The organism is Promicromonospora citrea, from assembly GCF_013004695.1.
In the GTDB taxonomy this organism is placed as follows: Bacteria; Actinomycetota; Actinomycetes; order Actinomycetales; family Cellulomonadaceae; genus Promicromonospora; species Promicromonospora citrea.
The window spans coordinates 1-15,342 of sequence record NZ_JABEMG010000024.1; the positions used below are offsets into that span (position 1 = coordinate 1).

A 15,342-nucleotide genomic window follows, 5' to 3' on the forward strand; every position below is an offset into this window, starting at 1 on the left:
AGCAGCGCCGACGGGTGGGTGGTGACGAGCACCGCGTGGCGCTCGCCGTCCAGCACGCGGCCGCGCTCCTGCCCGATGCGCACCGGCCGCCCGAGCACGGCGCGTGCCGCCGTCGCCCCCAGGGCGACCACGACGCGGGGCCGCACGGTCGCCAGCTCCGCCTCGAGCCAGGGGAGGCACGCGCGCACGTGCGCGACGTCGGGCGTCCGGTGCAGGCGCCGCTTCCCGCGCTCGGTGAAGCGGAAGTGCTTGACCGCGTTGGTGAGGTAGACGTCGCCGGACGCGACGCCCGCCGCCGCGAGCGCCTCCGCCAGCACCCGGCCGGCCGGGCCGACGAACGGCTCGCCCTCGCGGTCCTCGCGGTCGCCCGGCTGCTCACCGACCAGCGCCAGCGCGGCGCCGGACGGGCCGGCCGAGAAGACGGCCTGCGTGGCGGGCGCCCACAGCTCGCAGCCGCGGCAGCCGTGCACGGCGCTCGCGAGCCGGTCGACGTCCGCGCCGTCGGGCACCCACCGTCCCGCTCCCGGGCGCTCGGGGCGGCTCGTGCTGGACCGGGCGGCCGGCATGCGGGCTCCTCTCGACGCCGTGCGACGGACGTGCTCCCAGCCTGACCTGCGCGGGCGTGGCTCGCGACGGGAGGAGCGCATGACAGCCGCCAGGTGCGGTTTCTCGCGACGGGGGTGAATATGTCCCGGTGCCGAGTGCGACGGGTCAGCGGGGTGGCCAGCAGGGTGACGAGCAGGGTGACGAGCGGGGTGCGGGTGTCGGGTTCGCGGGGGTGGACATCGGGGGCACCGGGTCGCGCCTGCGCGTCGCCGCCGCGCCGGGTGCCCGGTCGTACGAGGTCACCGGCCCGCCTGCCGCCGTCGTGCTCGGGCGTTCCACGGTGCCCGACGTGGTGCGTGACCTGTGTCGCGCCTTCGCCGCGGAGTTCGGTGCGCGCCCGCGCGTGACGGCAGCGGCCGTGGGGATGCGCGGCTTCCGCTCCCAGACCCAGGCGGGCAGCCTCGACGCCAACCACGTGCACGACATCCTCGCCGAGGAGCTGCGCACGACCGCGACGGCCGTGGCGAGCGACGCCGTGACGGCGCACCTCGGCGCCCTCGGCGCGGGCCCCGGCGCCACGCTCGCCGTCGGCACGGGAGCGGTGGCGGTGGCGTGCGACGACGTCGGCCGCTGGCACCTCGCCGACGGCATGGGTCCGCACGTCGGGGACAACGGCGGAGGGGCGTGGATCGGCCGGCGCGGGCTGGATGCCGCGGCCCGCGCCATGGACGGCCGCGTCATGGGCGCGTCCGCGACGCTCGTGCAGGCGGCGGAGCAGCACTTCGGGCGGCGGGAGCGCTGGGCGTCCGTCACGGACGTCTCGCAGTTCGCCGGGTTCGCGCCGCACGTCATCCGCGCCGCCGGGCACGGCGACCTCGCGTGCCGCGAGATCCTCGACGAGGCCGCCCGGTCGCTCGCGGACGGGCTGTGCGCCGTGCTCAACCACCCCGGCGTCGAACCGGTCGCCGCCACCACCGGCCGGCTCCTGGGCAACGCGCCCGCGTTCCGCTCGATGGTGCTGCAGCGCCTCCTGGAGAAGCGCGACGACGTGCGCGTGCAGCCCACCGCGGGCAGCCCGCTCGACGGCTCCCTGCACCTGGCCCGGATGCTCGCGACGCTGCCCGCCGTCGTGCAGGAGCACGTGCCGCTGCTCGCGGTCCGGGTCGGTGCGGCGCCGCGTGTCGACGACTCGATCACGATGCCCAAGGTCGTGCTGCCGGCCGTCAGGCCGCTGCCGGCGCAGGACGTGCCGCCCGCCGCCTGGGCGCTGGAGGTGCGGTCCGACTACCAGTGGTCGGCGGACCAGGTGCCGTCCGACGCGCACGCCCCGACCGGCTCGGCCGACACCGTGGTGCCGCTCACCGGGCAGCGCGTGGTGGTCGGGCGCGCCTCGCGCAGCCGCGGCGTCGTCCCGGACATCGTGTGCGAGGACACCGGCGTCTCGCGCAGGCACTGCGAGATCGCCTGGGTCGAGGGCGGCTGGAGCGTGATCGACCTCGGCTCCGCGAACGGCACGTACGTCGCCGCGCGCGGCGAGGACCTGCCCACCCAGCCGCTGCGGCCGGGCGAGCGGCGCTGGCTGTCCGACGGCGACCGCGTCTACGTCGGCGGCTGGACCTGCCTCACCGCGCGGCTGGTGACGGCGGACGTGCACTGACGTCCGCCGTTTTCCGCTGGACCGTGCCCGGCGCCGCTCCTAGGTTGGGCGCCGTGAACGGCTCCGAGCTCGCCCGCGCGTACTGGACCGACGTGGTGCGGCCCCTGCTGGACCGCGAGCTGCCCGGCGTCCCGCGCGCGGCCGGGCGGCTGGGGACCGGGTCGGACGTGCTCGGCCTCGACGACGCCACCTCGCGCGACCACGACTGGGGGCTGCGCCTCACCCTCCTCGTCCCGGACGCGCACGTCGCCCGCGTGGACGCGGCGCTCGCCGCGCACCTGCCCCGGTCGTACCACGGTCGGCCGACGGCGTTCCCGATGACGTGGGACCCGACCGTCCGCCACCGGGTCGAGGTGACCACGCCGGCGGGCCTGGTGACGGCGCGCACCGGGCTCGACGTCGGCGCGGGGCTCGCGCCCGCGGACTGGCTCTCGCTGACCGGGCAGGCCGCGCTCGAGGTGACGGCCGGTCCCGTCTTCGAGGACGGGCCGGGGGAGATCACCGCGCTGCGCGAGCGGCTCGCCTGGTACCCGCACGACCTGTGGCTGCACGTGCTGGCCGCCGACTGGGCGCGGATCGAGCAGGAGCTGCCGTTCGTGGGCCGCACCGGGCAGCGCGGCGACGACCTCGGCTCGCGGCTGATCGCCGGGCGCCTGGTCACGACGCTGGTCCGGCTCGGCTTCCTCGTCGAGCGGCGCTGGCCGCCGTACCCCAAGTGGGCGGGCACGCTGTTCGCGCGGCTGCCCGTCGCGGCCTCCGCGGCCGGTCACCTGGAGCGCGCCCTGGCTGCCGGGACGTGGCAGGAGCGGGACGCGGCGCTGCGCGCGGCGTGCGACGCGCTGCACGAGCGGCAGCGGTCGGTCGGCCTGCCCGCGCTGGACGGTCCGGCGTGCGGTCCGTTCCACGACCGCCCCTTCACCGGGCTGCGCGACGTGCCGGGGGTGCTGCGCTCCGCGGTCGTCGACCCGGCCGTGCGCGCCCTGCCGCACCGCGGGGGCCTGGAGCAGTGGGTCGACGACGTCGGCACGCTCACCGACGGGAGCGCGCGCGTCCGTCTCGCGCGCGTCTCCGCCGGTGGCGCTCCGGGGTAGTGCGGCACCGCGCCGCCACCACGCGTGCTGGACCGGGCGGTCAAGAATGGCTAGGCTGAGGCCATGGCACGACCGAGACAGTTCGACGAGGACGCGGTGCTGCACGCGGTCTGCGAGCAGTTCTGGGACGCGGGGTACGCGGGCACCTCGCTCCAGGACCTGATGCGCGTCAGCGGTCTGGGCAAGGGCAGCCTGTACGCCGCGTTCGGGGACAAGCACGAGCTCTTCCTGCGCGTGCTGCGCCGCTACACCGACGCGGTCGACCGCGGGGTGCGCCTGTCGGTCGAGGAGGCGCCGCGCGCCGTCGAGGCGCTGCGCTCCTTCGTCGTGTCGCCGGTCGGCGACCCGGACGGGGCGGCCGCCCGGCGAGGCTGCCTGCTCGCCAACACGACGACAGAGCTCGCCGCGACCGACCCGGTCGTCGCGGAGGAGGCCCGCAGGACCTACGCGGGCATCACGCAGGTGCTGGCGCAGGCCGTGGCACGCGCCCAGGAGGAGGGCGACGTGCCGGCGTCCGCCGACCCGGAGGAGACCGCCCGGGCGCTGCTCGCCGCCCAGCAGGGCGTGACCTACCTGGGGCGCACGGGCATGGACGTGCGCACGCTCGAGGCGACGGCGCGCTCGCTCGCGGACCGGCTGCTGCCGGTCTGACCTCCCCCCCCGAGGGGCCCTGTGGACGACGGGCGCGTGGATGTCGGCGGCGGCACGTACCCTGAGCGGCGATGATCACACGTGCAGAGGGTGCTTACCTCGGCGCGCTCCGCGCCTTCCAGGAGCCGATGCTCGACCTGCTGCACCGCAGGTACGCGCCGCTCGTGGTGTCGCTGCTGTCGCTCGTGTTCACGCCCGAGCGGCCCACCGTCCCCGTCGCCGAGGCGCACACCGAGATCGGTGACGCGCTCGACCAGCTCAGGGCAGCAGGTCACGAGCTGCACGCCGACGGCACGCGCGCGATCCCGCTGGGCAGCGCGCGCGAGCTGTGCCGGCAGTGGGCCGACGTCGGGTGGCTGAAGCGGCAGATCGTCGACGGCGACGTCGAGGTGTACCAGCTGTCCGCGCACGCCGTCGGGGCGCTGGAGGTCGCCGGGCGCGCCGGCGGGGTGCGAGCGCGCGTGTCGCAGTCGCGCGTGCGCACGCTGCTGGACGCCGTCGAGCGGCTGGCGCAGGACGCCGACCCGGACGTGCTGGTGCGCATGGCACGGCTCGACACCCAGATCAAGCGGCTGCAGGCCGAGCTGACGCGGCTGCAGCGCACCGGCGTGGTCGACGAGGTCGACGAGGACGAGCTGCTCGAGGAGGCCGAGAACGTGCTGCACCTCGTGCGCGAGCTGCCGGCGGACTTCGCGCGCGTCGCGGAGTCGATCCGGGCCATGCAGCGCGACGTCGTCGCGGCGCTGCGCCAGGACGAGCGCCCGTCGGGCGACGTGCTGCGCGAGTACCTCGAGCGCGGCGAGCAGGTGATGACCGCGACGCCCGAGGGCCGCGCCTTCGCGGGCGCGCTGCGGCTCATCGGCGACCCCGAGCGGATCGACGAGCTGTCGGTGCAGCTCGACACCGTGCTGCGGCACCGGTTCACCGGCCGGCTCCCCGCGCCGCAGCGGGCCGAGCTGCGCGACATCGGGCGGCGCATCGAGCAGGGCGTGGCCGAGGTGATCAAGGCGCAGCGGCAGGCGTCGCACGTCATCACGACGCAGGTGCGCAACCACGACCCGCTGCGGGACCGGCAGGTCGACGAGCTGCTGCGCGAGGTGATGACGGGCCTGCAGGCGTGGGTGCCGGGCACGCGCCGCAGCCAGGAGGTCGTGCCGCTGCGGCGGCTGCCGGTCGCCGACGTCGCGCACCTGCGGCAGTCGACGAGCGACCTGCGCCCGCCGCAGCCGCCCGCGCCGCTGCGGTCGTGGGCCGACGACGCGGACGACGAGCCGGAGGACGGCGCACGCGAGTGGGGCGGCCCGCACTACGCCGAGCTGCGGGAGCACCTCGCGGCTCGCGCGGCGGGCGGGGCGGCGGACCTCGCGACGGCGTTCGAGGCGGCGCCCGCGCGGATCCGGCGGCCCGTCGACCTGCTGGGGCTGCTGGAGATCGCGCACCAGGAGGGCATGACCGAGACGGACGAGGTGTCCGTCGTCGAGGCGGTGCGGCCCGACGGGTCGCGCAGGCGGTTCGCGTTCGGCGGGGTGCGGGTGGCCGTGGGCGGGGAGAGCAGCATGGAAGGTGAGGGCACGACCGATGAGTGAGACCGTCGTCGAGGAGCAGGCGCCGGCCGAGGGGTTCGTCGCGCCGGTCCCGATGGAGGAGGACGAGGCGGGGCAGTTCCCGGGGGACACCGGGACGCTGGACGCCCCGGTGCGCCGGGTGCTGGTCCGCCTGCTGCAGCGCCGGTTCCTCGTGGCCGAGCGCAACCGCGCGCAGTGGCGCACGCTGCTGGAGAACCAGCAGGTCATCGAGTCGCGCCTGCACGACCTGTACGTGCACCTCGTGGTGGACCACGACCGCGGCATCGCGTACAAGCGGCAGGTGCGCTCGGCCGAGTCCGACGTGCCGATCCTGCTCAAGGACGACCCCTACACGCGTGCCGAGACGCTCGTGCTCGTGCACCTGCGCACCGTGTTCCAGCGGGAGCGCGGTGCCGGGGAGTCGTCCGCCCGCGTCGACGTCGAGGAGGTCGAGCAGAGCGTGCTCACCTTCTTCGAGCCCGACGACAGGAACCTCGCGACCCGTCAGACCGAGATCCGCAACGCCGTGCGGCGCCTGGAGAAGGAGGGCGTCATCGAGGAGGAGTCCGAGGGGCGCTACCGCGTCACGCCACTGGTCGAGATCGTGCTGAGCAACGAGCGGCTCGTGGAGCTGCGGGAGTGGCTGCGCGAGCAGAACGACGCGACCGAGGAGGCCGCCCGATGACGATGGTCGACACCCTGTTCGGGATGATCCCCGCGGCCTCGACGGGCCAGCAGTGGGTCGCGCGCGACCTGCAGCTCGTCAACTGGGGCGGCTACGACGGCCACCACCGCGTACGCCTCGCGCCGACGGCGACGCTGCTGTCCGGCGGGTCGGGGTCGGGCAAGTCCACGCTCATGGACGCCTACATCGCGCTCCTCATGCCGCACACCACGCCGTTCAACGGTGCGTCGAACGGCAGCGTCGTCGGGCGGCCGCGCGGCAGGGACCAGCGCAACATCCTGTCCTACGCGCGCGGCAAGATCGACGAGTCCCGCACCGACGACGGCACGCGGCAGCGCGTGCTGCGCGGCGACGGGCGGGACACGTGGACGGCGATCGCGATGACGTGGGCCGACCAGTCGGGTACCGAGTTCACCGCGGTGCGCGCCTGGTACGTGCCCGCGGCCGCACGCACGCTCGAGGAGGTCGCCGCGCTGCGCGCCACCTGCGACGGCCCGTTCGACCTGCGCGAGCTCGAGCGCGCGGCCGCCCAGCGGTTCGCCCGGCCCGCCGTCGCCGCGGCGGGGCTCGCGTCCTTCGACACCGACCGTGAGCTCACCGCGCGCCTGCACTCCACGCTCGGCATCGGCGCGTCGGGCGACGGCAACAAGGCCGTCGCGCTGCTCGGCCGCATCCAGGCCGGTCAGCAGATCACCACCGTCGACGCGCTGTACAAGGCGATGGTGCTGGAGGAGCCCGAGACGCTCGTCAAGGCCGACGAGGTGGTCGAGCACTTCGACGAGCTCGCCGGCACGCGCGAGCAGATGGTCACGGCCCGCCAGCAGGTGGGCGCGCTCGCGCCGATCCGGGAGCACCACACCGCCCTGGGCCGCTCGCGCGAGCGTCTGCGGGTCATCGACCAGGTCGGCTCCTTCGCCGACGCCGCGTCGCCCGCGGCGCTGTGGTGCGCCGAGCGGCGGCTGGGGCTCCTGCGCGCCGTCGAGCACGACCTGCAGGCCGCGCACCGGGAGGCCCAGACGCGTGCGACCGAGACGGCGGCGCGGATCACGGCGGCCAAGGCCGAGCTCGACGGGGTGCAGGAGACGCTGCGCTCCTCGGGCGGCGACCGGCTCGCGACCGCGCAGCGCGAGCTGACCGCCGTGCGCGCCCGTCTGACCGACGTCGGCCGCACGCGGCAGCGCCTCGACACCGCCCTCGCGGTGCTGGGCGCGCAGGCCGCGACGGAAGCGGAGTTCACGGCCGTCGCGGCACGCGCCCGGGCCGCCCTGGACGACGCGGGCGCCAAGGCGGCCGCGCGGGGCGCGTTCGGCGACGCGATGTCGGCACGCACCGCCGCGCGCGCCGAGCTGGCGGAGCTCGAGGCCGAGCGCACGGCGGCGGCCGAACGCCGCGGCAACATCCCCGACCACCTGCACCGGGCGCGCGCGGCGCTCGCCGAGGCGGCAGGTCTGACGCCCGAGGACCTGCCGTTCGTGGGCGAGCTGCTCGAGGTGCGCACGGAGTTCGAGCCCTGGCGCGGCGCGTTCAACCTCGCGCTCGGCGGCTTCGCGACCAAGATGCTCATCGACGCCTCCCGGCTGCGTGCGTTCCGGACGGCGATCGACGGCGTGCCGACGGGCTCGCGCGTCCGGTTCGAGGGCGTGCCGGTGCACCTGCGCGAGGACGTCCGGCTGGACCCGCGCACCCTGCCCGGGCGCCTGGACGTGCGCAGCGGGCCGTTCGCGGGCTGGCTCAGGCACGAGCTCGCGCAGCGCTTCGCGTACGTCTGTGTGGACACGCCGGGCCAGCTCGGCCAGCACCCGATGGCGCTGACGCGCTCCGGGCAGCAGTCCGAGGGGCACCGCGGCGCCCACGGCGGCACGCTGCGCGGCAACGTGCTCGGCTTCACCAACGGCCGCGTGCTCGCGGAGCTCGACGAGCGCATCGACGGCGTCCGGCAGCGGCTGGCGGACGCCGAGCGGCAGGTCGAGGAGGCCGAGGCGAGGCTCAACCGCCACGACGACGAGCTCGACGCCGCCCGCACGGTCGCGGCCCTGACCTGGGACCAGGTCGACGTCGACGCGGTCGAGGCAGAGCGCGCGCGGTGGACCGCCGTCATCGAGGAGGTCACCGCGGGCAACCCCGAGGTCACCCGGCTGCGGGACCAGGCGCGCGACCTCGAGCGCCGGATCGACCGGCTCAACCAGGACCTGGGCCGCACGCGCGCGCAGGCCGAGGACCTGGAGCAGCGCTGGACCGCGGTGACCGACGACGTCGACGCCGCACAGCAGGCGCTCGACGACGCCGACGGAGCGGGTCTCACCGCCGACCAGCGCGCGTACCTGGACGGGCTGTTCGACGGCACGCACGGCGCTCCGGCCGACGGGCCGGACGACGCCGCGGGCGCCGAGCAGGACGCCGGCGCGGCGCTCGCCGCGTTCGACGGCGCGCTGCGTCAGGCCACCGAGCGGCTGCGGGCCGACCGCGAGGCCGCGCAGACCGCCCAGGTCACCGCGCGGGACGCGCTGCGCCGCACGTTCGAGACGTTCACGGAGCGCTGGCACGACCCGAACCTCGGCACCGACCCCGAGGAGTCCTACGCCGACTACGAACGGATCCTGACCGACCTGGAGACGCACGGGCTGCACGAGCTCGAGGCGCAGTGGCGCGACAGCCTGCTGCGGCTGTCGGGCAACGACCTCGCCGACCTGCACAGCGCGCTGGCCGGTGCGGTGCGCGAGATCAAGGAGCGCATCGGTCCGGTCAACGAGATCCTGGCGGACCTGCCGTTCGCCGACGACGAGCATCGGCTGCGGATCGACGCGCGGGACAACCAGTCCGCCGTCGTCGGCGCGTTCCGCAAGGAGCTGCGTGCGCTGCGCGACGCGCTCGACCAGGAGGCGACCGACGCGGAGCGCGAGCGCCGCTACCTGCGCACGGCCCGGCTGGTGGACCGCATCCGGCGCACCGCGCCCGACTTCGCCGACCTGGTGGACGTGCGCAGGCACGTGCGGCTCAGCGCCGAGAAGGTCGACCTGGACGGCAACCACGTGGCGCACTACGACGGGATCGGCGAGAAGTCGGGCGGCGAGTCGCAGGAGCTGGTCGCGTTCATCGTGGGCGCGGCGCTGCGCTACCAGCTCGGCGACGCCGGGGCGGAGCGCCCGCGGTACGCGCCGGTGTTCCTCGACGAGGCGCTCATCAAGGCCGATGCCCGGTTCACCGGGCGCGCGGTCGGCGCCTGGCGGGGGCTGGGCTTCCAGCTCGTCATCGGTGCGCCGAACGACAAGTACAGCGCCCTGGAGCCGCACGTCGACATGAAGTACGTGGTGCTCAAGGACGCCTCGGGCCGGTCGCGCACCAAGGCGGTGGCGGGGGTCGCCGACGGCTGACGCCGGCGCCCCCCCGCCGACGTCAGCGGGCCAGGGCCGGGTAGAGCACGGGGAGCGGCTCCGCCAGCGCCTGCTTGACCTCACGACTCGTGTCGTCGGCGAGCACCTCCAGCTCGCCGGCCTCGAGGCCGGTGTAGATCGCCTCGACGATGTCGCGCGGGTCCTCCTTGGGCACGTCGAGGGCCGCGGTCATGGGCGTGTCCGTGTACCCGAGGTGCGCGCCGACCACCTGGGTGCCCTGCTCGAGCAGCTCCAGACGCAGCGCGTTGGTGAAGGACCAGAACGCGGCCTTGGTCGCGGAGTAGGTGCCCATGGCGAGCCAGCTCAGCGAGGAGTGCACGTCGATGACGGCACCACCGCCGTTGCGCGCCAGGACCGGGGCGAACGCCTGCAGCATGGCGACCTGGCCGAACACGTTGGTCTCGAAGACCCTCCGGACGTCGTCCAGCGGGGTGCGCAGCACGGGCAGGCGCGGCGCGCTGATACCCGCGTTGTTGATGAGCACGGTCACGTCGCCCGCCTGCTCGGCGGCCGCGGCGATCGACTCGGTCGAGGTGATGTCGAGCGCCAGGGGCACCACGCGCTCGTCGTCCCACGTGCGGGGCGTGCGGGCGGTGGCGTAGACCTTGGTCGCGCCCCGGGACAGGGCCTCGGTCACGAAGAGGCGGCCCAGGCCGCCGTTCGCGCCCGTGACCAGGACGACGGCGTTGCGCAGGTCAGTCATCGGTCGTTCTCGCTTCCTGTGCGGGGTCCGCGGACCCCAGCTGAATTGGAAACTCCAACGTAGACCCTCTCGGTTGGAAAAGGCAACCCAGGCCGGTAGGATGGACGCATGGACGTCACGCCCCGCGAACGCAACGACCGGTGCTCCATCGCGCGCAGCCTGCAGATCCTGGGGGAGAAGTGGGCCCTGCTCGTGGTGCGCGAGGCTGTGCTCGGCGTCACCCGGTTCGCCGACTTCCGCGCGCGGCTCGGCATCGCGCCCGACGTGCTGACCGCGCGCCTCGAGACGCTCGTCGCGGGCGGCGTGCTGGAGCGCAGGCCCTATCGGGACGCGGGCAAGCGGCAGCGCGACGAGTACGTGCTCACCGACGCCGGGTGGCAGCTCCAGCCCGTGCTCGCCGCCTTCATCGCCTGGGGCGACGAGCACCGCCCGTCCGGCCACGGTCCCTCGGTGGTCTACGTCGAGAAGGGCACGGACCGGCCTGTGCGGCTGGCCTTCCTGGCCGAGGACGGGCGCGAGCTCGGCCAGGACGACGTCACCGTCGTGCCGGGGCCGGGCTGGCTGCCCGAGGGGTAGGGGCGCCTCAGGGGCGCGCGGTCGCGTCGTCCTGCGTCGGGAGCGTGGTCCACACCGTCGCGGCGATCCGCTCCGCCCGCTCGGCGTCCCGGGCGGCGAGCGCGGCGATGAGCTCGTCGTGCCGGTCGGCCGACGCGGGCCCCGCGACGGACGAGAACTGGAGCCGCTCGGCGCGCCGCAGCACCGGCGTGTACTGGTCGAGCACCGCGGCCAGTGCCGCATTGGCCGCGACCCGGACGCAGACGTCGTGCAGCTCGTCGTCCGCGGCCAGGGCGGCCTCGGTGTCGCCCGCTGCGATCGCCTCGCGGAAGCGGGTGTTGGCCGCACGCATCGCATCGAGGTTCTCGGCGGACAGGTTGCCGACCGACTCCCGCACCGCGAGCCGGTGCATCGCTGCCACGACGTCGCGCGCCTCGCGGACCGCGCGTTCGGACAGTGAGCTGACCACGGTCGACCGCCCCGGCTGCGCCGCGACCAGGCCGGCCTCCGCGAGCCGGAGCAGCGCCTCGCGCACGGGCGTGCGGCTCACACCGAGCCACGCGGCGAGGTCGAGGTCCCGCAGCTGCTCCCCGGGCGCGAGCGTGCCGTCGACGATCGCGTCGCGCAGGCGGTGGTAGACGTCGTCACGGAGCAGCCGGCGGTCGATGGCGGGGGCGTCCTGGGGGATGGGCATGCAATATATTGCTCCCTCCCGGGCGGCCGGCGCAAACCGGCACCGCCCGAGGCCGGCTCAGTACGCGCGGAACGTCTCCACCGTCCGGGTGCGCCAGTCGTACAGCCACGTCCGCGACCGGTCGACGGTGCGGACCTCGACGTCGAGCTCGAGGTCGCGTACCGCCCAGGTGCCTGACCCGCCCACGGCGACGTAGTCGTAGGGACCCACGTAGACCCGCTCGGAGAACGTGGCGTTCTTGTCGGGATTGCTGCCGGTGCGGATGCGCCGCAGGTCGGCCCAGTAGTACCCGGCGGTACCGTCGTGGCTGCCCAGGCTGAAACCGACCTCGCCACCCGCCAGGAGCTTGTGGTTGCAGCGCACCTTGCCCTTGACCGTCACGTGGCCGGGGAGGTTCTTCGCTGCGATCTTGGAGACGTCCACGCGGCACCGAGCCTCGACGTAGCGATCCTGTGCCGGTACGTAGTACGTGTCGCGGACGACGAGGTCGTCCTCCCACGCGGCGGCGCTCGCCGGGGCCGCAAGGGCCAGCGAGGCCGCGCCGCTGAGGGCGAGCGCGCCGGCCAGCAGGGCCGTGAGGCGTCGGCGAGGCCGCGTTGTCCGATGTAGGGGGGAGGTGTTCATGGTCTTCCTTCGGGTCGGTCGTGCTCCGGGTGAGGTGGGCCCTGCCCGCCCCACCAGTCTGGAGGCCGAGGTGCCATTAACGGATACCGGAACCCATGACTTCACCCGGGTGACAGGCGCCCCGAGCCTGTGTCCGGGAGCCCGACGGCATCGCAGAAGGGGCAGGGCGCGGGAGGCACGCCCACGGGTCATCGGCAGAACGGCCGCTCGCCGGCCGCACCGAGGATGCCGCCCACCACGTGCCGCTCGAACGCGTCGGCGCCGGGCAGCGCGGAGTCCTCCGACCAGGCCTCGGGGTCGTGGCCGAGCGACGTCACCCACGCGCGACCGCCGTCGTAGTACTGGCACCACGACACCGGGTGCTCGCCGGGGTGGCCGGGATGCCCGTTGAAGCCCGGGCCGGAGCCGATCGTCCGGGTGTCGACCTCGGCGAGGAACCGCACCCGCGTGGGGAACGGCTCGAGGTGGTACCACTCGTCGCGGAAGTCCCAGCGACGCGGCAGCTCCCGCGTCGAGGTGTCACGGCGGTCCGTCGTGACCACCTGGCCGTCGCGGTGGGGGCCGTGGTCGTAGAAGTGCGTCCCGCCGAGCAGTCCCTGGAACCACGGCCAGTGGTACATCGCGCCCAGCGTGTTGTGGATCGCCACGAAACCGCCGCCCGAGCGGACGTACTGCAGCAACGACGTCTGGGCCGCGTCGTCGAGCATGGTGCGGGAGGTGCTGAGGAAGACGACGGCGTCGTACGGCGCGAGCCGTCCGGGGGAGTCGAGCTCGCGCACGTCCTCGGTCCAGTCCACCTCGAAGCCGTGCTCCCGTCCCCAGCGGACCACGGCGTTCTGCGCGACGTGCTCCTCGGTGAGCGGCGGGTTCATGCCCGGGGGGAGCAGCGGCCCGAGGTGGGCGTGCCGCGACGAGCCGGTCGCGGTGAGCACGAGCACGCGCACGCGGCCGTCGTCCTCGCGGGGCAGGTCCCAGTCGTTGTAGCAGGAGGGGTCGGTGCCGCGGCAGACGCCGTAGTCGGCGACACCGTCGGTGTACGGGTCGGTGTGCGGGCCCGGTCGCGGGTCGGCGGAGCCCGCCGACGGCGGGGTAGCGGGCGCCAGGTCCAGGCCTGCGAGCAGCGCGGCGAGGATCGCCAGGCCGAGCACGACCTGTCCGGCACCGGTGAGAGACGTACGCAGCGAGCTTCGTGGCGACATGACGGTTCTCCCTCGGACGGGTCGCTCGTCCACGTCGTCGTGGCAAGCGCTTTCGCAACCGCTTACGGCACTCTAGGAACCGCGACGCCGGGTGACAAGAGCCCAGCGGCGTCCGCGCACCGACCGATGGTGAGGAGACCTATGCGAAAGCACACCTCCGGGCTGCGTCTGGTCGACGTCGCCGACCAGGCCGGCGTGTCCATCGCGACGGCCTCCCGTGCTCTGTCCGGGGCGGCGGGAGTCTCCGTGGAGATGGCCGAGCGCGTCCGCGCCGTCGCCGCGAGGCTCGGGTACGTCGCCAACGTGCACGCCCGGTCGCTGGCCAGCGGTGCGAGTCCCGGCGTCGGCCTCGTGGTGCACGAGATCGGGGACCCGTACTTCGCCGAGATCGCGAGCGGCGTGCTCGAGGTGGCCGGTGCGCACGACCGCATGGTGCAGATCTGCCACACCGGCCGCGACCCCTTCGCGGAGGTGGCGCAGGTGCGGGCGCTGGTCAACGCAGGCGTCGGGATCGTCGTCGTCGCCGGTTCCGGGCACCTCGACCGGGAGGTCCAGGAGCGGATGAGGGACGAGGTGCACGCCTTCGAGCGCGGTGGCGGGCGGGTCGCCGTCATCGGCCGGCACCCACGGCTCGGCGTCGACGCCGTCGTCCCCGCCAACACCGCGGGCGGCCGGGCGGTCGCCGAGCACCTGCTCGCGCTCGGGCACCGGCGCATCGGCGTCGCGGCGGGCTCCCTCCGGCTGACCACGATGGCCGACCGTCTGGCCGGCGTGTCCGCCGCGCTCGCGGCCCACGGCCTGCGGCTCACCGACCTGCCCCTGGTCGAGACCGAGTTCACGCTCGAGGGCGGCAAGGGGGCCGCGCGACGTCTGCTGGACGAGCACCCCGACCTGACCGCGGTCCTCGCGCTCAACGACGACATGGCGGTCGGCGTCCTGTCGGTGCTGGGCGAACGGGGCGTCGCCGTGCCGGGCAGGGTCTCGGTGACCGGGTTCGACGACGTCACCGTGGCGGGGCACCTCTCGCCCGCGCTCACCACGGTGCGGCTGCCGATGAGGCAGATGGGCCGCCAGGCGCTGGAGCTGGCCCTGCTCCCGCGCGCGTCCCGCCCCCGCCGCCGGGTGGTGTCGCAGCAGCTCATGGCCCGCGCGTCGACGGCCGCCGCAGATCGTCTCTGAACCCGACGTTTCTTGGCTTTGCGGGCCCGCAAAGCCAAGAAACGTCGGGTCCGAAGACGATCGCGATCGATGTCGCCCGTCTACCTCGCGAGCTCCGCGCGGAGCACGGTGTCCCGGACGAGCCGGCCGAGGTCGGCGGCGTCGACCCGGTGTCCCGTTCGTCGTCGGAGCTCCCTCGCGGCCTCGGTGAGAACGGCGTCGGAGACGAGCACCTGCGCCAGCGACTCTGGTGCAGTGGACGCGGCTGCCTTCCATCGCTCCTCGATCTGACCGCGCTTGAGTGATTCCCGCGTGAGGTAGAAGAGCTCGTCGACCTTCTTGTTGAGCGTGCCCTCGCCGAGCAGGTCCACGGAGAGCACCAGGTCGATCGTGACCGGCAGGCCGGGAATGAGCCGGTAGACCTCCCAGCTGGAGCCGTTCGTCAAGATCAGCCATTCCACGCCCTCGTTCACCGCATACATCTCCACCTGGCGGAGGTGGCGCTGACCGAGTTTCGTCGCGGCACGCTTGACCTCCACGAATGCGACGAGCTGCTGGTCGATGCGGAGGCCGTAGTCCGCGAACTCCCCCTTGACGGCGTACTCGGTGGACAGGTCGGCGTACTTGTCGAACCCGAGCGCTTCGCAGAGGACATCGGTAACGAGCAGTCGTGTGTCGCCCTCGTTGGCGTCTCTCGCGACCAGTTCGGCCAGCGGTTTCGCGAAGCGTCGCAGTGACGTCTTGAGACGCTCGCGCGCGACCGTCTCCCATTTCGGTGTCGTACGGGTCGCCGTCGTCTCTCCCATGAGCGTCTCCTCGTTG

14 protein-coding genes are annotated in these 15,342 nt (G+C 74.5%); 8 read left to right on the forward strand and 6 right to left on the reverse strand.

Annotated features, from left to right (window positions below; genetic code table 11):
- Window positions 1–566, reverse strand: a 566-nt coding sequence (locus tag HLB15_RS07065) for a UdgX family uracil-DNA binding protein (protein WP_171104598.1), incomplete at its 3' end; no start/stop codon positions are given.
- A 128-nt stretch (window positions 567–694) separates the two neighbouring features.
- On the opposite strand from HLB15_RS07065, the gene HLB15_RS24745 reads away from it, so the two are divergent.
- The 6 genes from HLB15_RS24745 to HLB15_RS07095 all read left to right on the forward strand — a co-directional run bounded on the left by HLB15_RS24745 (window position 695) and on the right by HLB15_RS07095 (window position 9,566).
- Window positions 695–2,203 carry a BadF/BadG/BcrA/BcrD ATPase family protein gene (locus HLB15_RS24745; RefSeq protein WP_171104599.1) on the forward strand — a complete coding sequence of 503 codons (1,509 nt, stop codon included), beginning with the start codon at window positions 695–697 and terminating at the stop codon, window positions 2,201–2,203.
- 53 nt (window positions 2,204–2,256) lie between these two features.
- Entirely contained in the window at window positions 2,257–3,294 is a 1,038-nt protein-coding gene (locus HLB15_RS07075; RefSeq protein WP_171104600.1) for a DUF4037 domain-containing protein, read from the forward strand.
- Window positions 3,295–3,357: 63 nt separating this feature from the next.
- Entirely contained in the window at window positions 3,358–3,945 is a 588-nt protein-coding gene (locus HLB15_RS07080; RefSeq protein WP_171104601.1) for a TetR/AcrR family transcriptional regulator, read from the forward strand.
- 71 nt (window positions 3,946–4,016) lie between these two features.
- Window positions 4,017–5,531 (forward strand): DUF3375 domain-containing protein, encoded by a 1,515-nt coding sequence (locus tag HLB15_RS07085; RefSeq protein WP_171104602.1) that lies wholly within the window; start codon window positions 4,017–4,019, stop codon window positions 5,529–5,531.
- Window positions 5,524–6,195: a DUF4194 domain-containing protein gene (locus HLB15_RS07090; RefSeq protein WP_171104603.1), complete on the forward strand. Its 672-nt coding sequence runs from the start codon at window positions 5,524–5,526 to the stop codon at window positions 6,193–6,195. Before HLB15_RS07085 ends, HLB15_RS07090 begins: the two co-directional genes overlap by 8 nt.
- The gene (locus tag HLB15_RS07095; protein WP_171104604.1) at window positions 6,192–9,566 is read left to right on the forward strand and encodes an ATP-binding protein; all 3,375 of its coding nucleotides are present in this window, start codon (window positions 6,192–6,194) and stop codon (window positions 9,564–9,566) included. Before HLB15_RS07090 ends, HLB15_RS07095 begins: the two co-directional genes overlap by 4 nt.
- Before the next feature lie 22 nt (window positions 9,567–9,588).
- On the opposite strand, the gene HLB15_RS07100 is transcribed toward HLB15_RS07095, so the two are convergent.
- A complete protein-coding gene (locus HLB15_RS07100; protein WP_171104605.1) occupies window positions 9,589–10,290 on the reverse strand; it encodes an SDR family oxidoreductase in 702 nt (233 codons plus the stop codon).
- A gap of 108 nt (window positions 10,291–10,398) precedes the next feature.
- Between HLB15_RS07100 and HLB15_RS07105 the strand changes: the two genes are divergently transcribed.
- A complete protein-coding gene (locus tag HLB15_RS07105; RefSeq protein ID WP_171104606.1) occupies window positions 10,399–10,866 on the forward strand; it encodes a winged helix-turn-helix transcriptional regulator in 468 nt (155 codons plus the stop codon).
- A gap of 7 nt (window positions 10,867–10,873) precedes the next feature.
- Here the strand turns inward: HLB15_RS07105 and HLB15_RS07110 are convergent, their stop codons facing one another.
- From HLB15_RS07110 to HLB15_RS07120, 3 genes are all read right to left on the reverse strand, one after another.
- Window positions 10,874–11,539, reverse strand: a complete 666-nt coding sequence (locus HLB15_RS07110; RefSeq protein WP_171104607.1) for a GntR family transcriptional regulator — start codon at window positions 11,537–11,539, stop codon at window positions 10,874–10,876.
- A 57-nt stretch (window positions 11,540–11,596) separates the two neighbouring features.
- Complete coding sequence (locus tag HLB15_RS07115; RefSeq protein ID WP_171104608.1) at window positions 11,597–12,163, reverse strand: hypothetical protein; 567 nt, start codon at window positions 12,161–12,163, stop codon at window positions 11,597–11,599.
- Window positions 12,164–12,351: 188 nt separating this feature from the next.
- Window positions 12,352–13,362 carry a ThuA domain-containing protein gene (locus tag HLB15_RS07120; protein WP_171104609.1) on the reverse strand — a complete coding sequence of 337 codons (1,011 nt, stop codon included), beginning with the start codon at window positions 13,360–13,362 and terminating at the stop codon, window positions 12,352–12,354.
- Between the two features lie 141 nt (window positions 13,363–13,503).
- On the opposite strand from HLB15_RS07120, the gene HLB15_RS07125 reads away from it, so the two are divergent.
- Complete coding sequence (locus HLB15_RS07125; RefSeq protein ID WP_171104610.1) at window positions 13,504–14,541, forward strand: LacI family DNA-binding transcriptional regulator; 1,038 nt, start codon at window positions 13,504–13,506, stop codon at window positions 14,539–14,541.
- An 80-nt stretch (window positions 14,542–14,621) separates the two neighbouring features.
- On the opposite strand, the gene HLB15_RS07130 is transcribed toward HLB15_RS07125, so the two are convergent.
- Window positions 14,622–15,326: a type I restriction enzyme HsdR N-terminal domain-containing protein gene (locus HLB15_RS07130; protein WP_171104611.1), complete on the reverse strand. Its 705-nt coding sequence runs from the start codon at window positions 15,324–15,326 to the stop codon at window positions 14,622–14,624.
- Between the last annotated feature and the right edge of the window lie 16 nt (window positions 15,327–15,342).